This window comes from Sulfitobacter dubius (genome assembly GCF_900113435.1).
GTDB classification, from domain to species: domain Bacteria; phylum Pseudomonadota; class Alphaproteobacteria; order Rhodobacterales; family Rhodobacteraceae; genus Sulfitobacter; species Sulfitobacter dubius.
In genome coordinates this window covers 21797-44602 of the sequence record NZ_FOPG01000003.1, presented here as the reverse complement: position 1 = coordinate 44602, position 22806 = coordinate 21797, and the positions used below count along the sequence as shown (strand labels likewise).

General features: G+C 61.7%; 21 protein-coding genes. 11 read left to right on the top strand and 10 right to left on the bottom strand.

Features of this window, described 5'->3' with window-relative positions; translation table 11 throughout:
- Window positions 1-4: 4 nt before the first annotated feature.
- Together BM229_RS12660 and BM229_RS12655 are read right to left on the bottom strand one after the other, a co-directional pair.
- Window positions 5-1531, bottom strand: a complete 1527-nt coding sequence (locus BM229_RS12660; protein ID WP_208604079.1) for a cryptochrome/photolyase family protein — start codon at window positions 1529-1531, stop codon at window positions 5-7.
- Complete coding sequence (locus BM229_RS12655) at window positions 1528-2250, bottom strand: SDR family NAD(P)-dependent oxidoreductase (protein ID WP_093928023.1); 723 nt, start codon at window positions 2248-2250, stop codon at window positions 1528-1530. Before BM229_RS12655 ends, BM229_RS12660 begins: the two co-directional genes overlap by 4 nt.
- A 245-nt stretch (window positions 2251-2495) precedes the next feature.
- Here BM229_RS12655 and BM229_RS12650 point away from each other — a divergent pair, with 245 nt between their 5' ends.
- Window positions 2496-4064 carry a 2-isopropylmalate synthase gene (locus BM229_RS12650; RefSeq protein ID WP_093928022.1) on the top strand — a complete coding sequence of 523 codons (1569 nt, stop codon included), beginning with the start codon at window positions 2496-2498 and terminating at the stop codon, window positions 4062-4064.
- 266 nt (window positions 4065-4330) lie between these two features.
- Here the strand turns inward: BM229_RS12650 and BM229_RS12645 are convergent, their stop codons facing one another.
- The gene (locus BM229_RS12645) at window positions 4331-4912 is read right to left on the bottom strand and encodes a VOC family protein (protein ID WP_067623321.1); all 582 of its coding nucleotides are present in this window, start codon (window positions 4910-4912) and stop codon (window positions 4331-4333) included.
- A gap of 190 nt (window positions 4913-5102) precedes the next feature.
- Between BM229_RS12645 and BM229_RS12640 the strand changes: the two genes are divergently transcribed.
- From BM229_RS12640 to BM229_RS12615, 6 genes are all read left to right on the top strand, one after another.
- Window positions 5103-6149 carry a rod shape-determining protein gene (locus BM229_RS12640; protein ID WP_040700660.1) on the top strand — a complete coding sequence of 349 codons (1047 nt, stop codon included), beginning with the start codon at window positions 5103-5105 and terminating at the stop codon, window positions 6147-6149.
- Between the two features lie 71 nt (window positions 6150-6220).
- Window positions 6221-7123 (top strand): rod shape-determining protein MreC, encoded by a 903-nt coding sequence (gene mreC, locus BM229_RS12635; RefSeq protein WP_093928021.1) that lies wholly within the window; start codon window positions 6221-6223, stop codon window positions 7121-7123.
- Window positions 7120-7659 carry a rod shape-determining protein MreD gene (locus tag BM229_RS12630; protein WP_093928020.1) on the top strand — a complete coding sequence of 180 codons (540 nt, stop codon included), beginning with the start codon at window positions 7120-7122 and terminating at the stop codon, window positions 7657-7659. Before mreC ends, BM229_RS12630 begins: the two co-directional genes overlap by 4 nt.
- A gap of 15 nt (window positions 7660-7674) precedes the next feature.
- Complete coding sequence (gene mrdA / locus BM229_RS12625; RefSeq protein ID WP_093928019.1) at window positions 7675-9624, top strand: penicillin-binding protein 2; 1950 nt, start codon at window positions 7675-7677, stop codon at window positions 9622-9624.
- On the top strand, window positions 9621-10760 hold the full coding sequence (rodA, locus tag BM229_RS12620) for a rod shape-determining protein RodA (protein ID WP_093928018.1): 1140 nt from the start codon (window positions 9621-9623) through the stop codon (window positions 10758-10760). The genes mrdA and rodA overlap by 4 nt, the downstream gene beginning before the upstream one ends.
- A gap of 3 nt (window positions 10761-10763) precedes the next feature.
- Complete coding sequence (locus tag BM229_RS12615) at window positions 10764-11702, top strand: 2-hydroxyacid dehydrogenase (protein ID WP_093928017.1); 939 nt, start codon at window positions 10764-10766, stop codon at window positions 11700-11702.
- Window positions 11703-11723: 21 nt separating this feature from the next.
- Here BM229_RS12615 and BM229_RS12610 read toward each other — a convergent pair whose 3' ends face one another.
- From BM229_RS12610 to BM229_RS12590, 5 genes are all read right to left on the bottom strand, one after another.
- Window positions 11724-13736, bottom strand: coding sequence for a M3 family metallopeptidase (locus tag BM229_RS12610; protein WP_093928016.1), 2013 nt, complete (start codon window positions 13734-13736; stop codon window positions 11724-11726).
- Window positions 13737-13784: 48 nt separating this feature from the next.
- A complete protein-coding gene (locus BM229_RS12605) occupies window positions 13785-14816 on the bottom strand; it encodes a HesA/MoeB/ThiF family protein (RefSeq protein ID WP_093928015.1) in 1032 nt (343 codons plus the stop codon).
- A complete protein-coding gene (dut, locus tag BM229_RS12600; RefSeq protein ID WP_093928014.1) occupies window positions 14816-15268 on the bottom strand; it encodes a dUTP diphosphatase in 453 nt (150 codons plus the stop codon). Before dut ends, BM229_RS12605 begins: the two co-directional genes overlap by 1 nt.
- Window positions 15269-15277: 9 nt before the next feature.
- On the bottom strand, window positions 15278-16471 hold the full coding sequence (gene coaBC, locus BM229_RS12595; RefSeq protein WP_093928013.1) for a bifunctional phosphopantothenoylcysteine decarboxylase/phosphopantothenate--cysteine ligase CoaBC: 1194 nt from the start codon (window positions 16469-16471) through the stop codon (window positions 15278-15280).
- An 80-nt stretch (window positions 16472-16551) separates the two neighbouring features.
- Complete coding sequence (locus BM229_RS12590) at window positions 16552-17430, bottom strand: RNA polymerase factor sigma-32 (RefSeq protein ID WP_093928012.1); 879 nt, start codon at window positions 17428-17430, stop codon at window positions 16552-16554.
- A 96-nt stretch (window positions 17431-17526) separates the two neighbouring features.
- Here BM229_RS12590 and cobU point away from each other — a divergent pair, with 96 nt between their 5' ends.
- The 4 genes from cobU (at window position 17527) to BM229_RS12570 (ending at window position 20960) form a co-directional block, all read left to right on the top strand.
- Window positions 17527-18048 (top strand): bifunctional adenosylcobinamide kinase/adenosylcobinamide-phosphate guanylyltransferase, encoded by a 522-nt coding sequence (gene cobU / locus BM229_RS12585; RefSeq protein ID WP_093928011.1) that lies wholly within the window; start codon window positions 17527-17529, stop codon window positions 18046-18048.
- Window positions 18045-18626, top strand: a complete 582-nt coding sequence (locus BM229_RS12580) for a histidine phosphatase family protein (RefSeq protein WP_093928010.1) — start codon at window positions 18045-18047, stop codon at window positions 18624-18626. Before cobU ends, BM229_RS12580 begins: the two co-directional genes overlap by 4 nt.
- Before the next feature lie 59 nt (window positions 18627-18685).
- A complete protein-coding gene (locus BM229_RS12575; protein ID WP_093928009.1) occupies window positions 18686-19369 on the top strand; it encodes a glutathione S-transferase in 684 nt (227 codons plus the stop codon).
- A gap of 73 nt (window positions 19370-19442) precedes the next feature.
- Window positions 19443-20960, top strand: coding sequence for a YifB family Mg chelatase-like AAA ATPase (locus BM229_RS12570; RefSeq protein ID WP_093928008.1), 1518 nt, complete (start codon window positions 19443-19445; stop codon window positions 20958-20960).
- On the opposite strand, the gene BM229_RS12565 is transcribed toward BM229_RS12570, so the two are convergent.
- Window positions 20923-21840 carry an alpha/beta hydrolase gene (locus BM229_RS12565; RefSeq protein WP_093928007.1) on the bottom strand — a complete coding sequence of 306 codons (918 nt, stop codon included), beginning with the start codon at window positions 21838-21840 and terminating at the stop codon, window positions 20923-20925. The two genes, BM229_RS12570 and BM229_RS12565, sit on opposite strands and share 38 nt — an antisense overlap.
- Complete coding sequence (gene gshB / locus BM229_RS12560; protein ID WP_093928006.1) at window positions 21837-22772, bottom strand: glutathione synthase; 936 nt, start codon at window positions 22770-22772, stop codon at window positions 21837-21839. The genes BM229_RS12565 and gshB overlap by 4 nt, the downstream gene beginning before the upstream one ends.
- Between the last annotated feature and the right edge of the window lie 34 nt (window positions 22773-22806).

Below are 22806 nucleotides of genomic sequence, written 5' to 3'. Positions count from 1 at the left end.
GGGCCTAGACCGTCTCTCCGGCCTCTAACCGCTGCAACCAGTTGCCCGCATCGCGCAAGATCGCCTCACGACGGTCCGCATCCATGCGGTCCCATGTCGCGTACATATTTCTCATGCGCGCATTGCTTTGAAACCGCTCTCGGTGCCGGTCTAGGAAGTGCCAGTAAAGCAGGTTGAACGGGCAGGCTTTTTTGCCCGCCTTTGCGCTGACGCTGTAACTGCACCCTTTGCAGTAGTCCGACATGCGGTTGATGTAGGCACCCGACGAGACATAGGGTTTCGAGGCGATGACTCCGCCATCTGCGAATTGGCTCATGCCGACGGTGTTGGGCGCTTCGACCCACTCATAGGCATCCGCGTAGACCTCCAGATACCATTCATGCACCTGATGCGGATCGATCCCCGCCAGCAGGGCGAAATTGCCCGTCACCATCAATCGCTGAATATGGTGGGCATAAGCGTATTTCTGGGTCTGCCCGATGGCCTGACGCAGGCAATTCATCAGGGTATCGGCGCCCCAGTAAAAGGCAGGCAAGTCGCGGTCATGGCGCAGCACGTTGCGCTCCACATACTCCGGTCCTTCAAGGAAATAGATGCCCCGCACATATTCGCGCCATCCGAGGATCTGGCGGATGAACCCTTCGGCGGCGTTGATCGGCGCAGCGCCCTCCTGCCACGCCTGTTCGGCAGCCCGGCAGACCTCCAACGGGTCTAACAGGCCGAGGTTAAGGTACGGGGAGATCAGCGCGTGAAAGAGATAGGGCTGATCCTGCAACATCGCGTCCTGATAATCGCCAAATCGCGGCAGGGCGTGGGTGATGAAATGCGCCAAGACCTGCAGGGCCTCCGCGCGCGTGGTGGCAAAGTCAAAGGGATGCAGATCACCGAAGTTGTCCCCATAGCGCGTCTCCACAAGGTCAAGCACCGCTTGGGTCTCAGCATCAGGCGCAAAGCTGATCGGCTCGGGGAACTCCAGCCCCTCCTTAGGGGGCTTGCGATTGTCGTGGTCGAAATTCCATTTGCCCCCTGCGGGATCGTCGCCCTCCATCAACAGGCCGGTCTCGCGGCGCATCTCGCGGTAGAAGTACTCCATGCGCAGCGCCTTGCGCCCCTCGGCCCAATCTTCGAACCGTTTGCGGCTGGCGATGAAACGGTCATCCGACAAGAGGCGTGTGGGGATCGGCGCATCGGTCAGCGTGTTGATCAGCCGCCACTCCCCCGGCTCGGTCGCGATCGCCTCGCTCGCGCCGGTCTCCTCCGCCCGCCGCAACAACTCGCCGACGATAGAGCCGGCGTTCTCAGGATCGTCCAAAGGCGTGTAGCGTAGGGTCCAGCCATCATCTTCTAACGCACGCGCGAACTTGCGCATGGCGGCAAAGACCAGCGCGATTTTCTTGGGGTGGTGGCGGACATATTCCGCCTCCTGCGCCACCTCGGCCATGACCACCACATCGCGCGCCTTATCGGCTTCGCGCAACGAGGTTAGGTTGAGTGAGAGTTGATCCCCCAAGACCAGAACCAGACGAGTCACCACGGCACCCCCTTTCCGGCCCAGTCGAAGAACCCGCCGCTGTCGTCCGGAGTCAGCCTATCGATTACCCGTAGAAGGTTGCCTGCGGCCTCGCTCGGCGGGACTGCAGGATGGCGGCCAAGATACTTTTCGGTAAAGGGGGTTTCCACGGTGCCGGGATGCAGCGCCACGCAGATGCTTTGCGGATGGCTGCGGCCGAGCTCAATCGCGGCGGTATGCACGATCTGGTTCACCGCTGCCTTGGCGCTGCGGTAGCTGATCCAGCCGCCCAAACGGTTATCCCCGATAGAGCCCACCCGTGCCGAAAGCACGGCGAAAACCGCCCGCCTGTCGCGCGGCAGGAGCCGCGCCGCGTGACGCAAGATCAGCGCAGGGCCGACGGCGTTGAGCGCGAATTGATCCAGCATCGCCTTTTGCGTGATCGCGCGGAGCGATTTTTCCGGGGCTGCCCCATCGATCTCCAACGCGCCTGTGGCGACGATCACCGCGTCGAAGGCGACGTTAAACCTTTCCAGCGCGGAATTGACCGAAGCCTCATCCGTCAGGTCCAGCCCATCATCTGCGCGGGACAGGGGCGTGACCCTATCGCCCCGCGCCCGCAGAGCCTCGGTCAGCGCCGTGCCAATCCCGCCGCTGGCCCCAATCACAAGCACCCGCGCGTTCACGCTGCCGCCTCCTGTGGTATCGCTTGTCGCTGCATCCGCATCTCCCTTACTCATAGGCAGATAGGTGGTGCTGTCGCGGGGGCAAACAAAACCCGAAACACCCCCTTTCCATTTGAAAACGGGTGCGTATAACTATCCCTATGACACAGGCCGTCCATATCCCGACCCTGCCGCGCGACCGCGCGGGCCTGCTGCGCGCCACCTTGCTGCTACTAATTCGCCTCTGAGCGTGCCCTTCGGCGCGCCCGCTCAGAGGGATGTGTTGCGCGCCAAGGATACCAGCAAAGAAAGAACCCAGGATGACAGATATGACGAAACAGGACCGTGTGCTGATTTTTGACACCACCTTGCGGGATGGCGAACAATCCCCCGGGGCGACGATGACCCATGCCGAAAAGCTGGAGATCGCGCAGCTGTTGGATGAGATGGGCGTCGACATCATCGAAGCGGGTTTTCCCATCGCCTCCGAAGGCGACTTTAACGCGGTGAGTGAGATCGCCCGCCAAAGCCAAAACGCCGTGATCTGTGGCCTTGCCCGCGCGCAACTGGGCGATATCGACCGCTGTTGGGAGGCCGTGAAACACGCCCGCCAGCCGCGCATCCACACCTTCATCGGCACCTCGCCCCTGCACCGCGCGATTCCGAACCTGACACAGGATGAGATGGCCGACCGCATCCATGAAACAGTGACCCACGCGCGCAACCTCTGCGACAACGTGCAATGGTCGCCGATGGATGCCACGCGGACCGAACTTGATTACCTCTACCGCGTGGTCGAGATCGCCATCAAAGCCGGGGCCACCACGATCAACATCCCCGACACCGTGGGCTATACCGCCCCGCGCGAAAGCGCCGATCTGATCGCCAAACTGCTCGAAAACGTGCCCGGCGCGGATGAGATCATCTTTGCCACCCATTGCCACAACGATCTGGGCATGGCGACGGCCAACAGCCTTGCCGCCGTGGAGGCCGGGGCGCGGCAGATCGAATGCACCATCAACGGCCTGGGCGAACGCGCGGGCAACACCGCGCTGGAAGAGGTCGTCATGGCGCTCAAAGTACGCAACGATATCATGCCCTATGAGACGCGCATCGACAGCCGCAAGATCATGAACATCTCGCACCGGGTCGCCGCCGTCTCGGGCTTTGCCGTGCAGTTCAACAAGGCCATCGTCGGCAAGAACGCCTTCGCCCACGAAAGCGGCATCCACCAAGACGGTATGCTGAAGAACGCCGAGACCTTCGAGATCATGCGCCCCGAGGACGTGGGTCTGACCGAGACCAACATCGTCATGGGCAAGCATTCGGGCCGCGCCGCGCTGCGCTCCAAGCTCGAAGACCTCGGGTTTGAACTGGGCGACAACCAGCTCAAGGATGTCTTCGTGCGGTTCAAGGAATTGGCCGACCGTAAAAAAGAAATCTACGAGGATGACCTGATCGCGCTGATGCGCACCGCGACCGATCCTGAAGAGGACCGCATTCGCCTTAAGTCGATGAAGGTCGTTTGCGGCACCGATGGCCCACAGACCGCCGATATGGTGCTGAAGATCGACGGTGCGGAGCAGACCACCAACCAAACCGGCGATGGCCCCGTCGATGCGGCGTTCAACTGCATCAAGGCGCTGGTGCCGCATTCCGCGCGTTTGCAGCTTTATCAGGTGCATGCGGTGACCGAGGGCACCGATGCGCAGGCGACGGTTTCCGTGCGGATGGAGGAAGAGGGCCGGATCGTGACCGGCCAGTCGGCGGATACCGATACCGTGGTGGCGAGTGTGCGGGCCTATATCCACGCGTTGAACCGTCTGTTGGTGCGGCGTGAGAAGGGCGGCACGGACAAGCGCGAGATTAATTATAAAGATGTGAGTTGATTGGAGGGCGGGGCAAACCCCGCCCTTTTTATTTGCGGGGAGGGCCATCGCCTGCCCGCGGGTCGGCGATCCAAGGCTACGTTGGCGCCACTTTACGGCTCAACCATGATGTGTGCTCGCGAGGTCGCGTCCAGCCTCGCTAAATCGCCTACCCGGTCGCACCAGAGGTGCGCCTAATACATTCTGGCACGCCTCCGGCGTGACGGAGCGGGCAGGCGCTGGCCCGGCGCCTGCGGCTTATCCCGGGCCAGCGGCACGAGCCCCCGTCAATACGGGTTCTTCGCCCCGCGATCCGCACTCAGCGACGCTTGCCCCCGCTCGACAATCATCACCACCGCATCCGCCAGATGCTGCCGCTGAATATGATCGTCCCCCGCCGCAACCCGCAACTTATGCGCCTCCAACATCACCTCGGCATGGCTCGACCCACGCGGCGGGATAAAGGTGTAGCAGGCCAGTTCAATCAACAGCCCCAGCGGATCCTTGAAATAGATCGAATGCATGAAACCCCGGTCCTTCACGCCGGAATGCCCGATGCCCCGCGCCTCTAACCGCTCGGGGATTTGGTCAAACATCGCGCGGTCCACCTCGAAGGCCAGATGATGCACGCAGCCCGGATCCATCGGCGTGCGGTTGTGCACCCGCTTGCGGGTCTCATTGGTGAAAATCGTGATCAACCGCCCATCGCCCGGATCGAAATAGAGATGCCCCTCATCCGGGTCATCCAAATTGGGCTGATCAAAGATGAAAGGCATCCCCAAGACCCCCTCCCAGAAGTCGATCGAGCTTTGCCGGTCGGCCCCGGTGAGGGTGATGTGATGCACCCCAAGTGTCTGTATCTTTTGCATGGTATCGCTGCCCTCCGCCTGTGCTGCGCCCTAAATATACCGCTCTATGATAGCGCGGCGGCAATATCGCGCCACCTTTGCGGTCTTGCCCCTTTCACCCTGCCCCCGTGCGCCCTATAAGAGCCAATAGCCCGCGCGTGGTCCCATGCTGGCGGGCCTGTCCGAATATTTGCAAGGCTCCGCTACTGTTATGTCCATCCTCGATCAATTCCGCGGCCTGTTCTCCTCCGATATGGCGATCGACCTCGGCACCGCGAATACGCTGGTTTACGTCAAGGGTAAGGGCATCGTGCTTAGCGAACCTTCGGTTGTCGCCTATCATGTCAAGGACGGCGTTAAGAAAGTGCTCGCCGTGGGCGAAGACGCCAAGCTGATGCTGGGCCGGACCCCGGGCAGCATCGAGGCGATCCGCCCGATGCGTGAAGGGGTCATCGCCGACTTCGACACCGCCGAGGAGATGATCAAGCACTTCATCCGCAAGGTACACAAGCGTTCGACCTTCTCCAAACCCAAGATCATCGTCTGCGTTCCGCATGGTGCGACCCCGGTTGAGAAACGCGCGATCCGCCAATCGGTGCTTTCTGCTGGCGCGCGCCGCGCCGGGCTGATCGCGGAGCCTATCGCCGCGGCCATCGGTGCGGGGATGCCAATCACCGACCCAACCGGTAACATGGTCGTCGACATCGGCGGCGGCACCACCGAGGTGGCGGTGCTGTCTCTGGGTGACATCGTTTACGCCCGCTCTGTCCGTGTCGGCGGTGACCGGATGGACGAGGGCATCATCAGCTACCTGCGCCGCCAGCAGAACCTGCTGATCGGGGAAACGACAGCCGAGCGGGTGAAAACATCCATCGGCACAGCGCGGATGCCCGACGACGGGCGCGGCACCTCGATGCAGATCCGGGGCCGTGACCTGCTGAATGGTGTGCCGAAAGAGATCGAAGTGACCCAAGCGCAGATCGCCGAAGCGCTGGCCGAGCCGGTGCAGCAAATTTGCGAAGCGGTGATGACCGCGCTGGAAACCACCCCGCCGGATCTGGCCGCCGACATCGTCGACCGGGGCGTCATGCTCACGGGCGGCGGTGCGCTGCTGGGTGATCTTGATCTGGCGCTGCGTGAACAGACGGGCCTTGCGATCTCGGTCGCGGATGAGCCGCTCAACTGCGTGGCCCTCGGCACCGGCAAGGCGCTGGAATACGAGAAACAGCTGCGCCACGCGATCGACTACGACAGTTAACACTGGCAAGTTAGCCAGACCCGGCACGCGGCGACACCGCCCCGCCTGACCGGGTGGGAGTTTCGGCACAGATGCCCAAAGACCGTTCCAGTTCCAGCGATTTCACCGGCCCCTTGCGCCGGTTGCTGCTGTCTGTGCTGGTGCTGGCGCTGATCGGGATTTTCCTGCTCTGGCGGATCGACAGCCCCCGCGTTGAACGCTTCCGCGCGCAGGTGACCGACCGTTTCGTGCCGAACCTCGACTGGGCCATGGCCCCGGTGACAGGCACGATTAACCTTCTGCGCGATTTCCAGAGCTACCAACGTCTGAGCGAACAAAACCGCGAGCTGCGTTCGGAACTGCGGCAAATGCAGGCCTGGAAAGAAGCGGCCCTTCAGCTAGAGCAAGAGAACGCCCGCCTGCTGGATCTGAACAACGTCCGGCTCGACCCGCGCCTTACATTCATCACCGGCACCGTGCTGGCCGACAGCGGATCGCCCTACCGCCAATCGGTGCTGCTGAACGTCGGCGCGCGTGACGGGCTGGTCGAGGGATGGGCGACGATGGACGGCATCGGCCTTGTGGGCCGCATCGCGGGCGTGGGCAAGAACACCGCCCGCGTGATCCTCCTGACCGACGCCTCCAGTCGCATTCCGGCGACGATCCAGCCTTCGGGACAACGGGCCATCGTGGCAGGCGACAACAGCGCCGCGCCGCCGCTCGATTTCATCGAGAACCGCGAGCTGGTGCGCCCCGGTGACCGGGTGATCAGCTCGGGCGATGGCGGGGTTTTTCCGGCTGGCATCCTGATTGGCCAAGTTGCCGCAGACCCCGGTGGGCGGCTGCGGGTACGGCTGGCTGCGGACTATGAGCGGCTGGAGTTCCTGCGGGTTCTGCGCCACCACGGCAACGAAGCCGTGCCTGATACCGCGCATGTAATCACCTCTGATGGTCCCTTGGCCGAACCGGCCGCCCCCGTGGGGCTAGATCAATGACCGATCTGTCGCGCAGCCGCCTGTGGCTTATGCGCATGGGCTTTGTCGCCTTGGGGTTGGTGATCTTGTTCTTTCACCTGCTGCCGCTAGAGACGACACCGCGCGGTTGGGCCGGGCCGGACCTGCTGCTTGGCTTTGCCTGCGCATGGGGGCTGCGGCGACCTGAATATGTGCCTGCCCTGTTTCTGGCGCTGGTCTTTCTGCTGGCGGACCTACTGCTCCAACGCCCGCCGGGCCTTTGGGCCGTCTTGGCGCTAATCGGGGTTGAAAACCTTAAATCGCGGGGGCGACACCTGCGCGATGCAAGCTTTGCCGCCGAATGGCTGACCGTGGCCGTGATTCTAACCATGATCATCTTTGCCAATCGCATCCTTCTGAGTCTCGCCCTTATCCCCACGCCTGCTATGACTCTCAGCCTCACGGAATTGGCACTGACAACGCTCGCTTATCCGCTGCTTGTGGCGGTGACACATGGTATCATGGGCGTGCGCAAGACCGCACCGGGCGATCTTGATGCGCATGGGAAACGGGTGTGATCGGAGGCCGATAAGATGAGACGCAACCGCGCCGACAATGATGCAAACCACACGCGCTTGACCCGCCGCGCTGCCCTGTTGGGGGGCGCACAACTGCTGTTCATGGGCGGACTGGCCGCCCGAATGCGCTATTTGCAGGTCGATCAAGCCGACCAGTTCCGCCTGCTGGCAGAAGAGAACCGAATCAACATCCGCCTGATCCCGCCGTCCCGGGGCGAGATCTTTGACCGCAACGGCGTGCAGCTTGCCGATAACGTCCCCTCATACCGCATCGTCATGGTGCGCGAAGATGCGGGCGACGTGGCGGCGGTGATGGAGCGTTTGGCCCAAGTCATTGAGATCGACAACGAGACCCGCGAGCGTGCGATGGCCGAAATGGCCCGCTCTGCCCCGTTCCTGCCGGTCACCATCGTTGATGACGTCAGTTGGGAGGTCGTGAGCAAGGTCAGCGTCAACGCCCCTGCCCTGCCCGGTGTCACGCCCGAAGTGGGCTTGACCCGCGTCTACCCGCGCGGTGCTGATTTTGCGCATGTGGTGGGCCGCGTGGGCCGGGTAAGCCAAGCGGACCTTGATGCGCTGGAAGACCCCGATCAGGTGCTGCGCATTCCCCGTTTCCAAATCGGCAAAATCAATGTCGAGGCCCGCGCCGAAAGCCTGCTGCGCGGCTCTGCGGGGACAAAACATGTCGAGGTGAACGCCACTGGCCGGGTGATGCGCGAACTTGAGCGCCGCGAAGGTCAGGCCGGGGCGGACCTACAACTGACCGTGGATGCCAACCTGCAACGCTATGTGCAGGCCCGTTTGGGTGACGAAAGCGCTGCCGTGGTAATTATTGACTGTGAAAATGGCGATCTGGCAGCACTGGCCTCGGCGCCCAGCTATGATCCGAACCTCTTTATCGGCGGCATTTCATCGGCGGACTACAACCCGCTGCTGAATTCCAAATACCGGCCCTTGGTGAACAAACCCGTGCAGGGCACTTATCCGCCGGGCTCGACCTTCAAAATGATCGTAGCGCTTGCCGCCATCGAAGACGGTATCGTCACCCCTGAAGACACGGCCTATTGCCCCGGCCATCTTGAGGTCGCGGGGCGGCGTTTCCACTGCTGGAAGCGTGCAGGCCACGGCTGGGTCGATCTGCAAGACTCGCTCAAACACTCATGCGACGTTTATTACTATGACCTCGCGGTGAAGGTCGGGATTGAAAAGATCACCGCCATGGCGAACCGCTTTGGCTTGGGAATTAAACATGATCTGGCGCTGTCTTCGGTTGCGGGCGGGCTTGCGCCCACAAAACAGTGGAAACGCTCGGCCCGAGGTGAGGATTGGGTCGTGGGCGACACGGTCAACGCCTCTATCGGGCAGGGTTTCACCCTCTCGTCCCCGCTGCAATTGGCAGTGATGAGCGCGCGGATCGCCACGGGGCGCGCGGTGACGCCGCGGCTGATTAAATCCATCGACGGGGTGGAGCAGCCCAGCGGCGCGGGCGAGCCGATGGGGCTGAACGAAAACAACCTGCGTCAATTGCGCAAGGCGATGTACGACGTGGTCAACGATCGCCGCGGCACCGGCTATCGCAGCCGGATCATCGACGACACCATGCGCATGGCGGGCAAGACTGGCACCAGTCAGGTGCGCAACATCACCGCCGCCGAGCGCGCCCGAGGCGTGACCAGCAACGCCGACCTGCCGTGGGAACGCCGCGACCACGCGCTTTTTGTGTGCTTTGCGCCCTATGACAAACCCAAATACGCGGCCTGCGTGCTGGTGGAACACGGCGGCGGCGGCTCGACCGCAGCGGCGCCGATTGCGCGCGATGTGATGTTGCAGGCCATGGCCGGGGGCGAGCCGCCGCTGGAGGCCTACCCCAAGTCTGACCGCGGCCGCATCGCCACCCAGCAAGAAGAGCTGCGCAATACCGCCCCAGAAACCGCCGCCAGCGCGGAAGGGGACGATCAGGCATGAGCTATCTTGAACATACGGTCAAATCCGTCCCCACGGGCCTGCGCAAAATCCTGTTTATGAACTGGCCGCTGGCGATCCTGTTGGCCAGTGTCGCGGGCGTTGGTTTTTTGATGCTCTACTCAGTCGCGGGCGGTTCTTTCAACCCTTGGGCTGAGCCGCAGATGAAGCGGTTTGGCATTGGCATGGCAATCATGTTCACCGTGGCGATGGTGCCGATCTGGCTCTGGCGCAACTTATCGGGGGTGGCCTATGGAGCGACGCTGGTGCTGCTCGTCGCGGTGGAATTATTTGGCTCTGTCGGCATGGGCGCACAGCGCTGGATCGACATCGGCTTTATGCGGCTGCAACCTTCGGAGTTGATGAAAATCACGTTGGTGGTGTTTCTGGCCGCCTATTACGACTGGCTGCCGGTTAAAAAGGTGTCACGCCCTTTCTGGGTGCTGTTGCCGATCTTGATCATCGTCGTGCCAACCGCGCTGGTACTAAAGCAGCCCGATCTCGGCACGTCGATCCTGCTGCTTACGGCGGGGGGCGGTCTGATGTTTCTCGCCGGAGTGCACTGGGCCTATTTCGCTGCCGTCATTACGGCGGCCATTGGGTTGGTCACAGCCGTCTTTCAATCGCGCGGCACGCCGTGGCAATTGCTGAAAGATTACCAATACCGCCGCATTGATACGTTCCTTGATCCCAGTCAGGATCCGCTCGGGGCGGGGTATCACATCACGCAATCTAAGATCGCGCTTGGCTCTGGCGGTTGGTCGGGGCGCGGTTATATGCAGGGCACGCAGTCGCGGCTGAACTTCCTGCCCGAAAAACATACCGACTTTATCTTTACCACATTGGCCGAAGAATTCGGCTTTGTCGGGGGCGTATCGCTCTTGTGTCTTTATGCGTTGATCATCCTGTTCTGCGTGGTCTCTGCAGTCAAGAACAAGGACCGTTTTGCAAGCCTGCTGACCTTGGGCATCGCGCTTAATTTCTTTCTCTTTTTCGCCGTTAACATGTCGATGGTTATGGGGCTTGCCCCGGTGGTGGGCGTGCCGCTACCGATGGTCAGCTATGGTGGTTCTGCCATGCTGGTGCTGCTCTTGGCCTTCGGCTTTGTTCAGTCGGCGCATGTTCATAGACCGAGGTAACTCATGACGATCAACATTCTCTTCGCTGCCAAGGCCGAACGCTGGGACGGCTACGAACAGCCTTTGAACGAAGCGCTGCGCAAGGCACTGCCGGGGCAGGATTTCACGCTGGCCACTGACCTGCCGCCCGAAGAGGTCGACTATATCGTCTACGCCCCCAATAGCGATTTGCAGGACTTCATCCCCTACACTCGCGCCAAGGCGGTGCTGAACCTCTGGGCCGGGGTAGAGGCGATCACCGGCAACGAGACATTGAAAATCCCGCTGGCGCGGATGGTCGACTTCGGCCTGACCCACGGCATGGTCGAATGGTGCACGGGCCATGTGCTGCGCCACCATCTGGGGATGGATACCGACATCCTGCGCGGAGATACCAAATGGGAGCCGCGCACCCCGCCCTTGGCGCGCGAGCGCAGCGTCGCGGTGCTGGGCATCGGTGCGCTCGGGCAGGCCGTGGCCGAGGCGTTGGTGGGACTGGGCTTTGACGTGACCGGCTGGTCACGCAGTGAGAAGCAGATTGACGGCGTCCGCTGCCTGCACGGCGACGAAGGTCTGACGGAAGCGCTTAAGCGCGCCGAGATCGCCGTGCTGCTGATGCCCGATACGCCCGCCACGCAGAACGTGCTGAACGCCGAAACACTGGCGCAGATGCCCAAGGGGGCTTTCATCATCAACCCCGGTCGCGGGCCGCTGATTGACGATGACGCCCTGCTTGACGCGCTTGATAGCGGCCAGATCGCCCATGCGACGCTTGATGTCTTCCGAGTAGAGCCGCTGCCCGAGGATCACCCCTATTGGGCGCATCCGCATGTTACCGTGACCCCGCATATCGCCGCCGCGACGCGCAATGATACGGCCTCGGAGGTGATTGCCGAAAACATTCGCCGCAGCGAGGCTGGTGAGCCGCTGCTGCATGTCGTGGACCGCGACCGGGGGTACTGACCCCCGGCCCCGGTTTTCGCCCTAGGCGGTCAGCCCGCGCCCTTTGAGCAGCGCTTCGACTCCCGGCAAACGCCCCCGGAACGCCGTGTAAAGCTCTGCCGGATCACGGCTGCCGCCGGTCGAGAGGATGTGGGTTTCCAACGCCTCAGCCCGCTCGGCATCGAAGGCGCCACCCGCTTCCTCGAAAGCGGCAAAAGCGTCGGCGTCCATCACCTCAGACCACATGTAGCTGTAGTAGGCGCTGGAATAGCCGTCTCCGGCGAAAACATGCGCGAACTGCGGTGTGGCGTGGCGCATCCGGATCGCTTGCGGCATGCCGATGCTGCTGAGCACCTCGGCCTGTCGCGCCATCGGATCAGCCGGTGCCGCGCCATCGTGAAACTCCAGATCGACCAGCGCCGAGGCGATATATTCAACTGTCTGGAACCCCATATCGAATGTCGCGGCGGCCAACACCTTCTCCAACATCTCACGCGGCATCGCCTCACCCGTGCGGGCGTGGGTGGCGAATTTCTCCAGCACTTCGGGCTGATCCAGCCAATGCTCGTAAAGCTGGCTTGGCAGTTCCACGAAGTCCCGTGCGACCGAGGTACCGCTGACGCTTTCATAGGTCACGTCCGACAACATCTGATGCAACGCGTGGCCGAACTCGTGAAACAACGTCCGCGCGTCGTCATAGGACAAGAGCGCCGGGTCGCCCTTGGCGAAATTGCAGACGTTGATGACCACAGGTGCCTGTTCGCGGGGGAACTTCGCCTGCGCGCGCATCGCCGAACACCATGCGCCCGAGCGCTTAGAGCCGCGCGCGAAATAATCCCCGATGAAAACCGCCACATGCTTGCCGTTCCGGGTCACCTCCCATGCCCGGCAATCGGGGTGGTAGAGCGGCACGTCGAGGGCAGCGAACTCCAGCCCGAACAACCGGTTGGCACAGTCGAAGGCCGCGTCGATCATCCGGTCGAGCTGAAAATAGGGTTTCAGCGCTGCCTCATCGAGGTCATGCTCTGCCGCGCGGCGTTTCTCGGCGTAGTAGCGCCAGTCCCACGGTTCCAACGCGCCATTCACCCCGTCTTCACGCATCAGCGCAGTCAGCACCTCGGCATCGGCGTCGGCTTGCGCCTTGGCGGGTTTCCAGACCGACATCAGCAGATCGCGCACTGCCGCTGGCGTCTTAGCCATTTCCGTTTCCAGCTTGTAGGACGCAAAGTTGTCATAGCCGAGCAAGGTTGCGCGTTCTTTGCGTAGCGCCAAAGTCTCAGCCGCGATGGCGCGGTTGTCGGTCTCACCACCATTGGCCCCGCGCGCCTCCCATGCGCGAAACGCCTTCTCGCGCAGATCACGCCGGTCAGAGAACTGCAAGAAAGGCACAATCAGCGAGCGCGAGAGCGTGACCACCGGGCCGTCTGCGCCCTTTTCCTCCCCCGCCGCGCGGGCGGTGTCGATCACAAAGTCAGGCAGGCCGGTGAGGTCGCCCTCATCCAGCGGCATGAACCATGCGCGCTCATCCGCCAACAGGTTTTGCGTGAACTGCGTACCCAATACCGCAAGCCGCGCCTTGATCTCTTTCATGCGTTCCGCAGCATCGCCTGTCAGCGCCGCACCGGCGCGGACAAAGCCACGGTGGGACAGCATCAAAACCCGCGCCTGTTCTTGGGTCAGGTCTAGCGCGTCCCGCGCCTCCCAGACAGCCGCGATCCGCGCGAACAGCGCCTCATTGCCAGAGATGGCAGATTGATGCGCAGCCAGTTCGGGCGAGAAATCACGCTGCAACGCCTCGCGCGCCGGGTTGCTATCGGCCCCTGCGACGGTGAAGAACACACTCAGCACCTTGTCGAGCGCTTGGCCCGAGACCTCTAACGCCTCAACCGTATTGGCGAAGGTGGGCGCGTCGGGGTTGCTGGCGATGGCGTCGATCTCGGCCCGATGGGCGGCCAGCGCCTCTTGCAATGCGGGGGTAAAATCGTCATCGGAAATACGGTCAAAGGGGGCGATGCCGAAGGGTGTATCCCACTCGGCGAGCAGCGGATTTGTCATGAAAGTCTCCTTTCCACCCTAGATGGGGGGAGCCTGAGAGACTTGCAATCACCCGCCGCAGGTTTCGCAGCCCTCGCGCCGGGTAAGGGCAATCTGGCGGTTCTCCCCGTACAGCCCGTCATAGATCATCATCTGCCCGCGCAGCACGCTACCCGCACCGGTAATCACCTTAACCGCCTCTAGTGCCATCATCGTGCCGATCACACCCGGCAGCGGACCGATCACCCCGGCCTCGGCACAAGAGGGGGCCAGATGGGCGGCAGGGGCCTTGGGGAAGATACAACGATAGCAAGGCGCGCCGCGCGCGGGATCAAAGACGCTAAGCTGCCCTTCCCATTGGCTCAGCGCGCCTGATATCAACGGCACGCCTGCCGCGACGCAAGCGGCGTTGACGCGGTAGCGGGTGTCGAAATTGTCGGTGCCGTCGAGCACTAGGTCATAGTCGGCCACCAGTTCGGCGGCGATCTCGTCGGTCAGGCGGCGATGATAAGGGCGCACGGTGATATGCGGGTTTTGGGCGGTCATCTCTGCTTGGGCCGAGAAAACCTTGGGCGTGCCGATGGCTGCGTCCTTGTGGATTACCTGCCGTTGCAGATTGGCGTTTTCCACTTCGTCGTCGTCGATCACCCCGATGGTGCCCACACCCGCCGCTGCAAGATATTGCAGCGCAGGCGCACCAAGCCCGCCTGCCCCGACAACCAGCACCTTGGCATTCTTCAATGCCTTCTGCCCGGCGCCGCCAACCTCACGCAATACGATATGACGCGCATAGCGGTTGAGTTCACTGTCGGAGAAACTATCCGTGGCTGGGGTCTCAGGTTCCGGATTGGCACGGGCGCGCAGGGTGTTCAGCCCCTGCCGATAAAGAACCACCAAGACCGCAAAGCCCCCCAGCAGCAGCCAAGGTGCGGCGCTGCCGCCCGTGGACAGTCGCAACGGGTGATCTGCTGGGAAGACCAGATGCAGCGCCACCAAGGCCACATACATCACCGCGATCAGCCCCGCACGCAGCCCGCGCGGAATGCCCAGCACGCCGCCACCGAACCAAAGGGCGGAGGCAATAATCAGAACCGCCAACATCAGGCCACCCCGGTGGAGCCGAAACCGCCCGCACCACGGGATGTTGCATTGAGGTTATCAACCAAATCGAACCCTGCTTGCACCACCGGTGCAACCACCATCTGCGCCACACGCGCCCCATGTTCCACCGTGAATGCCTCAGTCCCCGTGTTGCCAAGGATCACCCCAACCACACCGCGATAATCACTATCGATGGTGCCGGGGCTGTTGATCAGCGTGATCCCATGTTTCAGCGCCAGCCCAGAGCGGGGCCGGACCTGCACCTCAAACCCCTGCGGGATTGCCATATGCAAACCGGTTGAAATCAGCGCACGCGCGCCGGGGGCCAACGTAACTGCGCCGCCGGGCAGGTTCGCGCGTAGATCGGCCCCCGCAGCGCCAGCGCTTTCATAGCTGGGCAGCGGCAAGTTTTGGTCTGCGTCTTCGGCCCAGCGAAGTTTGATCGTGGTCATAATCTCTCCTCAGGCCAGCGCGGCGGCGATACGTTTGGCCAACCGCGCGGCCACCGCATCTTTTCCCATACGCGGCCAATCCTCGGCACCGTCATCGGTGATAAGCGTCACGGTATTCTCAGTCCCGCCCATGATCCCGGTGCCGGGAGAAACGTCATTGGCCACGATCCAATCGCAACCTTTGCGCGCGCGTTTGGCGGTGGCATGGGCCAGCACGTCATTGGTCTCGGCGGCGAAGCCGACCACAAGCGCCGGACGACCTTCGGTGCGTTGGCTTATGGTTTTTAGGATGTCGGGGTTTTCAGCGAAGGACAACGTCGGCAACCCGTCCTTGGATTTCTTGAGCTTGCGGTCGCTTGTCCCTTCAACGTGCCAATCAGCCACCGCTGCTGCAAAAACACCGGCATCGGCAGGCAAGGCAGCCTCGACCGCTTCCATCATCTCTTGTGCCGTTTGGATTAGCACCACTTTGACGCCTTCCGGCGGAGGCACCTCTGCCGGTCCGGTGACAAACACCACCTCGGCCCCCATTGCCGCCAGCGCCCTTGCGATCGCCGTGCCCTGCGCGCCGGAAGAGCGGTTGGCGATATAGCGCACTGGATCAATTGGCTCATGCGTGGGGCCCGACGTGACGACGATGCGCTTGCCCTTCAGCGGCCCGTCCGCCAGATGCGCCTCAACGGCGCTGACAATCTCAAGCGGTTCGGCCATGCGTCCCGGGCCAAATTCACCGCAGGCCATATCGCCATCATTTGGGCCGACCATCGCAATGCCATCGCCCCGCAAGGTAGCAATGTTGCGCTGCGTCGCGGGGTGCTGCCACATGCGCACGTTCATCGCGGGCGCAAGCAGAACGGGCGTGTCAGTGGCGAGGAGTAGCGTAGACGCCAGATCATTCGCTGACCCCTGCGCCATCTTAGCCATCAGATCGGCGGTGGCCGGGGCCACGACCAACAGATCAGCAGCGCGGCTGAGTTGGATATGGCCCATTTCGGCCTCATCCCCGAGGTCAAAAAGATCGCGAAACACCTTCACGCCAGTCAGCGCGGAAACCGACAGCGGAGTCACGAACTCTTCGCCTGCGCGGGTCAGCACCGGGGTCACTTTCGCCCCACGCTCCCGCAGGCGGCGGATCAGATCGAGTGATTTATAGGCGGCGATGCCGCCCCCGATGATCAGCAAAATATGTTTGCCCGACAGCATAAAGGCCCCCCGATTGCATTCGGGAGACCTTAATCCGGCCAGCAGCAATCTGCCAGCCCCAGTGGTGTCAGAGCTGCGGCTCAGGCCAAGAAAGCAAAGACCTCACGCGATTGCATTTCCAGCGACTTGCGCATCTTGCCAAAGGCGGCAGCTTCTAACTGACGCACCCGCTCTTTGCTGAGGCTCAGCTCATCACCAAGGCTTTCCAAGGTGCGCGAAGGATCACGCAGTTTGCGTTCGCGGACGATGAACTGCTCACGCTCCGAAAGCCCCTGCATCGCCGTCAGCAACCAGTTCCGCAATTGGGCTGTGTCGTGCTCTTCCTCAACACGCTCAGCTGCCTGTGCGCTTTCATCGGCCAGCGCTTCGATCCACTCGCGGCCTTCATCTTCGGCAGATTGGGTCGCGTTCAGCGAATAATCAGAACCCGACAGACGGCCTTCCATCATTTCGACATCGTGCAACGGCACGCCAATTTCGGTGGAAATCATCTGGCGCAGCTGGTGCTTATCCAGCGTCTCACCCACAGCAGAAGCCTCACGCTCAAGACGGGCCTGCACCCGGCGCATGTTGAAAAACAGCGACTTTTGCGATGAGGTCGAGCCGGTCCGCACCATCGACCAATTGCGCATCACATGATCCTGAATGCTCGCCTTGATCCACCAAACCGCATAGGTCGAGAAACGCACTCCCCGGTCGGGGTCGAATTTATCGGCGGCCTTCATCAGGCCCAGACCCGCCTCTTGGATCAGGTCGTTCATCGGGGCACCGTAGCGCTTGAATTTGCCGGCCATGGAAATGGCAAGGCGCATGTAGGCGGTAATCAAACGGTGCAGCGCGGCCTCGTCCCGCTGGTCACGCCACGCATAGGCCAATCGAAGCTCTGTATCGGCATCGAGCAACTCGGCCTTCATAGCGGTGCGGGTAAGTGAGAATTCGCGTGCGGTTTGCAATGACATTTTGGATATCCCCCTAAGAGCATGGCTTGGCTTGTTATGCGCCGTTGAGAGAGATACGCAGAGCTATGCCATTTGGTTCAAATATTTGGTGAGAAGATGTTGCCAAGAAATACCTTTGCCCTAGGCGGCGCGGCTTCGGGGAAGTCAGAATGGGCAGAAGATCTTGTAAATTCGTGTGGTCTTCCAAAGACTTACTTCGCCACCGGGCGCATCTGGGATGACGAAGTTCAAGAACGTGTGAACAAGCATCAATCAAGACGAGATGCAGGGTGGCACACTGTCGAATGCCCCCTTGATTTGGCGGAACCCTTGGCGAAACTGCCTGCTGGCGAAATCGTGCTGATTGACTGTGCAACCATGTGGCTTAGCAATCATTTGATGGAAGGCAGCGATTTGGATGCGGCGCAGGCGGCGCTTTTGGCGGCCTTGCGCGACTGTGCGGCGCATTGGGTCATCGTCTCTAACGAGGTCGGTCAGGGGATCGTGCCCGATAACGCCATGGCCCGCCAATTCCGCGAGGCACAGGGCCGATTGAACATCGCATTGGCCGCAGAGGCAGAGACGGTCGTACAGGTCGTTGTCGGCTTGCCACAACTGTTGAAAGGCGAACTGCCATGACCACTTGGCACTGGGTGCGCCACGGGCCAACACATGAGAAAAACTTCGTCGGCTGGCGCGATGTGCCCGCTGACCTGTCTGATGCGCCGCGACTGGCGCGGCTGAATTTGCATTTACCTGATGACGCGCTCCTGCTGTCCTCTGATCTGATCCGCGCCGCCCATACTGCGGATGCCTTAGAACAGCCCGCGCGCCGCCGCCTGCCCCATGAACCTGATCTACGCGAATTGCATTTCGGTGCATGGGACGGGATGCATTTTTCCGAAGTTACCGCCCGCGACCCTGACCTCAGCCGTGCCTATTGGGAAACGCCCGGCGATGTCGTTGCGCCGGAGGGCGAAAGCTGGAACCAGACCAAAGCCCGCGTTGATCGGGTGGTCGCAAGGATCAACGCCACCTACCCGCAAGCGCATGTGATTGCCGTGGCACATTTTGGCGTGATCCTGACGCAAGTTCAGCAAGCTCAAGGCGGCGGTCCTCTTGAGGCGATGGCCCATAAAATCGACAATCTTTCGGTCACGCGTTTGGTGCATGATAGCGGCAATTGGCAGATCAAAGCGGTCAATCACACGCCATAGCAAGCCTGGACCGTACAAAGCGCTTTGCTTGACCGCCCGCTTCCGAGTATTTTCCGCCTATGACATATGATCTTTATATCGGCGATCGCACCTTCTCTAGCTGGTCCCTCCGGGGCTGGCTGATGCTTGAAAAATTCAATCTGCCGTACCGCACGCATCTTGTGGGCCTCTACAGCGGGACCATGGTGGATGATCTCGCCGCGCTTGCGCCCGCGCGACTGGTACCGGTGCTTCGTCTGCCTGATGGCACGGTAGTGGGCGAAAGCCTAGCCATGGCAGAAACACTGGCCGAACGTCATCCCGAAGCCGGCCTATGGCCCGCCGATCCTGCCGCCCGCGCGACCGCACGCTGGCTATGTGCCGCCATGGCCTCAGGCTTTGGCGCGCTGCGCGCGGCCTGCCCGATGCAGTTGCAACATGTGTGGGAGAGGTTTGACCCAGATGCCAACACCCGGCAAGACCTTGAGCGTATCGAAGACCTCTGGCGCCACGCCCGCAGCCAGCCCCAGAGCGGTGGGCCATGGCTTTTTGGTGACTATTCGCTGGCCGATGTATTCTATGCGCCGGTTGCCGCGCGGATCATCGGTTATGACCTGCCCGTCTCGGCTGAGGCACGGACGTATTGCGAGGCTACGATCAACGATCCAGTCTTTAAGGCATGGCGCGCCGCCGGGTTGGAAACCAAATATGACCCGTTCCCCTATGAGCTTGGTCTGCCCAAACGGAACTGGCCGGTCTCCTGACTAAGACCTGCGTTAACCATTCCTAAACCCGCCTTGCCTACCGATTAACCATAGCAAGGCGGGAGAACGGACGATGGTATCGCGGGCCTATACGGTCGCATTTCAGGGGGTAGAAGCGCGACTTGTCGAAGTGCAATGTGCGATGACAGCAGGCTTGCCCGGCTTTTCCATCGTGGGACTGGCTGACAAGGCGGTGTCAGAAGCACGCGACCGCGTGCGCACGGCCCTAGGCGCCATGGCAATCGCGCTGCCGTCAAAGCGCATCACCGTCAATCTCTCCCCGGCTAACCTGCCCAAAGAAGGCAGTCATTTCGACCTGCCCATCGCACTGGCGCTTCTTTCGGCGCTTGATATCCTGCCTGATGACATCACCCAAAACATCGTGGCCTTGGGGGAACTCTCGCTCGACGGGACGCTGATGCCCGTTGTCGGCGCCCTACCCGCCGCAATGGCCGCCGCCACCCATGACCGCAGCCTGCTTTGCCCCGCAGGGTCAGGGGCAGAGGCCGCATGGGTGGGCAAAACGCAGGTCATCGCCGCCGCTAACCTAGGTGATGTGGTCCGCCATTACACCGGGCAAGTGCCGATCACCCCGGCAGAACCGGGCGAGGTTCCCCTGATCGCGGCAGGGCGCGATCTGCGCAAAGTCAAAGGCCAAGAGCGCGCCAAACGTGCGCTGGAAATCGCTGCGGCAGGGCGACATCATCTGATGCTCGTCGGCACACCGGGATCGGGCAAATCTATGCTGGCGGCGCGACTGCCCAGCATCCTGCCCCCACTCACCGCGTCCGAGGCGCTTGAGACTTCGATGATCCACTCGCTTGCTGGGCTGCTGGACGAAGGCGGCATTTCCCGCAGCCGCCCATTCCGCGAGCCGCATCACACCGCGTCCATGGCCGCGATCATTGGCGGTGGGCGCCACGCGCGTCCCGGCGAGGTGTCTCTGGCCCACAACGGCGTACTTTTCATGGATGAGTTCCCCGAGTTTACTCGAACGGTGCTCGAAACCCTGCGCCAGCCGATTGAGACGGGCGAGGTGATGATCGCGCGCGCCAACGCCCATGTGAAATACCCCTGTCGTTTCATGCTGGTGGCCGCGGCAAACCCCTGTAAATGCGGCTATCTACCTGACCCGGCTCGCGCCTGCGCCCGTGTTCCGGCTTGTGGCGAAGACTACATGGGCCGCATTTCGGGCCCGCTGATGGACCGTTTTGATCTGCGCGTCGACGTGCCACCGGTCAGCTATACAGACCTTAACCTGCCCCCAAGCTCCGAAGGCTCTGCCGAGGTCGCCACAAGGGTCGCCGCCGCCCGGGCACGACAACTCACGCGCTATTCCGGGCAGGACGGGATGTCGGCCAACGCCGATGTTTCGGGGGACATGCTAGAAGCAATCGTGAGCCCCGACACCGAAGCCCGCGACCTGCTGATCCGCGCCGCAGAACGTTTCCGGCTTTCTGCGCGTGGCTATCACCGGGTGATGCGTGTGGCACGCACCATCGCGGATCTGGAGGGTGCGGCGGAAGTGCGCCGCCCGCATATGGCGGAAGCGATCAGTTTTCGTCTGCCCGATCCCGCGGCAGGGCGTTGATCCAATCGGCGAGCGAGGCAAGAGTTGCTCGCGCTTCTGGCAGATGGTTCTGAAACAAGGGCCAGACATGGGGCAAATCATGGGCCTCTTCAAATGTAACGGACACGCCCGCCTCTTGCAGTCGCGCGGCGAAACGCTGGCTGTCATCGCGCAGAATCTCGCTGTCGCTTACGGTAAGCCAAACTGGCGGGGCGTTGTTGAAATCAGCGAAAAGCGGGCTGGCGCGCGGGCTGGTCGCGCTTTGCCCCTGAAGGTATAGTCGCGCCATCTCTGCTGCGCGGACCGCCGGCAAAAGCACGTCGCTTTCGGCATTCTTTGAAAAACTGTCGCCTGAAAATGTCATATCCAGCAAAGGTGAAAACGCAAAGACCCCAACAGGCAGCGCGGCCCCTTCACCACAAAGCTGCGCCAGTAGATCAAAGACCAAGGCACCCCCTGCGCTATCGCCGCCGATCACAATATCCTGTGCAGCAATGCCCATTTGGCGCAGCGCCTCCCAAGCCGCACGGACATCTTCCGCAGGTTTGGGGAACACCGCATCGGGCACCCGCCCATAGCGCGGCAGCACTGCCCGCGCATCGGTTAACAAGGCCAATCTCGAAACCATGGCGCGGTGGGTCTCAGGGCTGCCAAAGACAAATCCACCGCCATGGATGTAAAGAATGACGCGGCTTTCTAAAATGCGCGACGGCGTAAGCCAAAGCGCAGACCCTGCGCCCGGCAACTCCCGCCAATCCGCCCGCACGCCACGCGGCCCCCTGAAAAAGAGCCGCGCTTGCATCTCCATCGTGGCCCGCAAAATTTGAGGGTTTGCCCGCGCCAGAAAAGGCTTCTCAGTCAGGCGCAGGCAACGGTTCAACAAATGCTGACGCAGGCTCACCCGCGGCGGGCCTCGATTGCCTCCCAGATCTTGCCGGCAATGTTCACACCGTCAAACCGTTCCAGTTCCTGAATGCCGGTGGGAGAGGTCACGTTAATCTCTGTCAGGTAGTCGCCGATCACATCAATGCCAACGAAAACCTGACCCTTTTCTTTCAGCAAGGGCCCAATGGCCGCGCAGATTTCTAGATCACGTTCGGTTAGCCCGACCTTCTCTGGCCGCCCGCCCACATGCATGTTCGACCGCGTTTCACCTTCTGCTGGAACACGGTTGATTGCGCCCACGGCCTCTCCGTCCACAAGGATGACACGCTTGTCCCCCTTCGACACGGCAGGCAAGAATTTTTGCACGATCAGCGGCTCTCGGGAAAATCCGGTAAAGAGTTCATGCAAAGAGGTCAGATTGCGGTCATTGGCATCAAGCCGGAACACCCCAGCCCCGCCATTGCCGTAAAGCGGCTTTAGGATCACATCGCCATGCTTGGCCTTGAAGGCTTTGATCGTAGAGAGATCACGCGCGATCGTGGTCGGAGGCGTCAGTTGCGGGAAGTCGAGCACCATCAGTTTCTCTGGGTAGTTCCGCACCCAGAAGGGATCGTTGACCACCAGTGTGGTCTCTTTCAGCCGGTCCAATAGATGGGTAGACGTGATGTAATGCATGTCGAACGGCGGGTCTTGACGCAACCACACCACGTCAAAGTCGGCCAGATCGACCTCTCGCTCCTCTCCGAAATGGGCGTGGTCGCCCTGCACGCGCTGCACGGTAAAATCATACCCCCGCGCCGTGATCCGCCCTTCCTGATAGGCTAAATGATCAGGCGTGTAGAAAAACAGTTCATGCCCCCGCGCCTGCGCTTCTTCGGCCAGCCGAAAGCTGCTGTCGGCATTAATATTCACGTCCCCGATCGGGTCCATCTGAAAGGCGATCTTCATCGGAGTCTCCCTGCTGCTTACCATGGTCATGACC

What these genes read in the sequence shown, in the direction of transcription:
- rodA (WP_093928018.1), top strand. Translation starts at nt 9,621, where the DNA reads ATGAGCTATCTTGAACATACGGTCAAATCCGTCCCCACGGGCCTGCGC.
- coaBC (WP_093928013.1), bottom strand. Translation starts at nt 16,471, where the DNA reads ATGCTGTCGGGCAAACATATTTTGCTGATCATCGGGGGCGGCATCGCC.
- BM229_RS12645 (WP_067623321.1), bottom strand. Translation starts at nt 4,912, where the DNA reads ATGCAAAAGATACAGACACTTGGGGTGCATCACATCACCCTCACCGGG.
- dut (WP_093928014.1), bottom strand. Translation starts at nt 15,268, where the DNA reads ATGACCACGATCAAACTTCGCTGGGCCGAAGACGCAGACCAAAACTTG.
- BM229_RS12630 (WP_093928020.1), top strand. Translation starts at nt 7,120, where the DNA reads ATGACCGATCTGTCGCGCAGCCGCCTGTGGCTTATGCGCATGGGCTTT.
- cobU (WP_093928011.1), top strand. Translation starts at nt 17,527, where the DNA reads ATGTTGCCAAGAAATACCTTTGCCCTAGGCGGCGCGGCTTCGGGGAAG.
- mrdA (WP_093928019.1), top strand. Translation starts at nt 7,675, where the DNA reads ATGAGACGCAACCGCGCCGACAATGATGCAAACCACACGCGCTTGACC.
- BM229_RS12580 (WP_093928010.1), top strand. Translation starts at nt 18,045, where the DNA reads ATGACCACTTGGCACTGGGTGCGCCACGGGCCAACACATGAGAAAAAC.
- BM229_RS12655 (WP_093928023.1), bottom strand. Translation starts at nt 2,250, where the DNA reads ATGAGTAAGGGAGATGCGGATGCAGCGACAAGCGATACCACAGGAGGC.
- BM229_RS12650 (WP_093928022.1), top strand. Translation starts at nt 2,496, where the DNA reads ATGACAGATATGACGAAACAGGACCGTGTGCTGATTTTTGACACCACC.
- BM229_RS12570 (WP_093928008.1), top strand. Translation starts at nt 19,443, where the DNA reads ATGGTATCGCGGGCCTATACGGTCGCATTTCAGGGGGTAGAAGCGCGA.
- mreC (WP_093928021.1), top strand. Translation starts at nt 6,221, where the DNA reads ATGCCCAAAGACCGTTCCAGTTCCAGCGATTTCACCGGCCCCTTGCGC.
- BM229_RS12590 (WP_093928012.1), bottom strand. Translation starts at nt 17,430, where the DNA reads ATGTCATTGCAAACCGCACGCGAATTCTCACTTACCCGCACCGCTATG.
- BM229_RS12640 (WP_040700660.1), top strand. Translation starts at nt 5,103, where the DNA reads ATGTCCATCCTCGATCAATTCCGCGGCCTGTTCTCCTCCGATATGGCG.
- BM229_RS12610 (WP_093928016.1), bottom strand. Translation starts at nt 13,736, where the DNA reads ATGACAAATCCGCTGCTCGCCGAGTGGGATACACCCTTCGGCATCGCC.
- BM229_RS12575 (WP_093928009.1), top strand. Translation starts at nt 18,686, where the DNA reads ATGACATATGATCTTTATATCGGCGATCGCACCTTCTCTAGCTGGTCC.
- BM229_RS12605 (WP_093928015.1), bottom strand. Translation starts at nt 14,816, where the DNA reads ATGTTGGCGGTTCTGATTATTGCCTCCGCCCTTTGGTTCGGTGGCGGC.
- BM229_RS12615 (WP_093928017.1), top strand. Translation starts at nt 10,764, where the DNA reads ATGACGATCAACATTCTCTTCGCTGCCAAGGCCGAACGCTGGGACGGC.
- gshB (WP_093928006.1), bottom strand. Translation starts at nt 22,772, where the DNA reads ATGAAGATCGCCTTTCAGATGGACCCGATCGGGGACGTGAATATTAAT.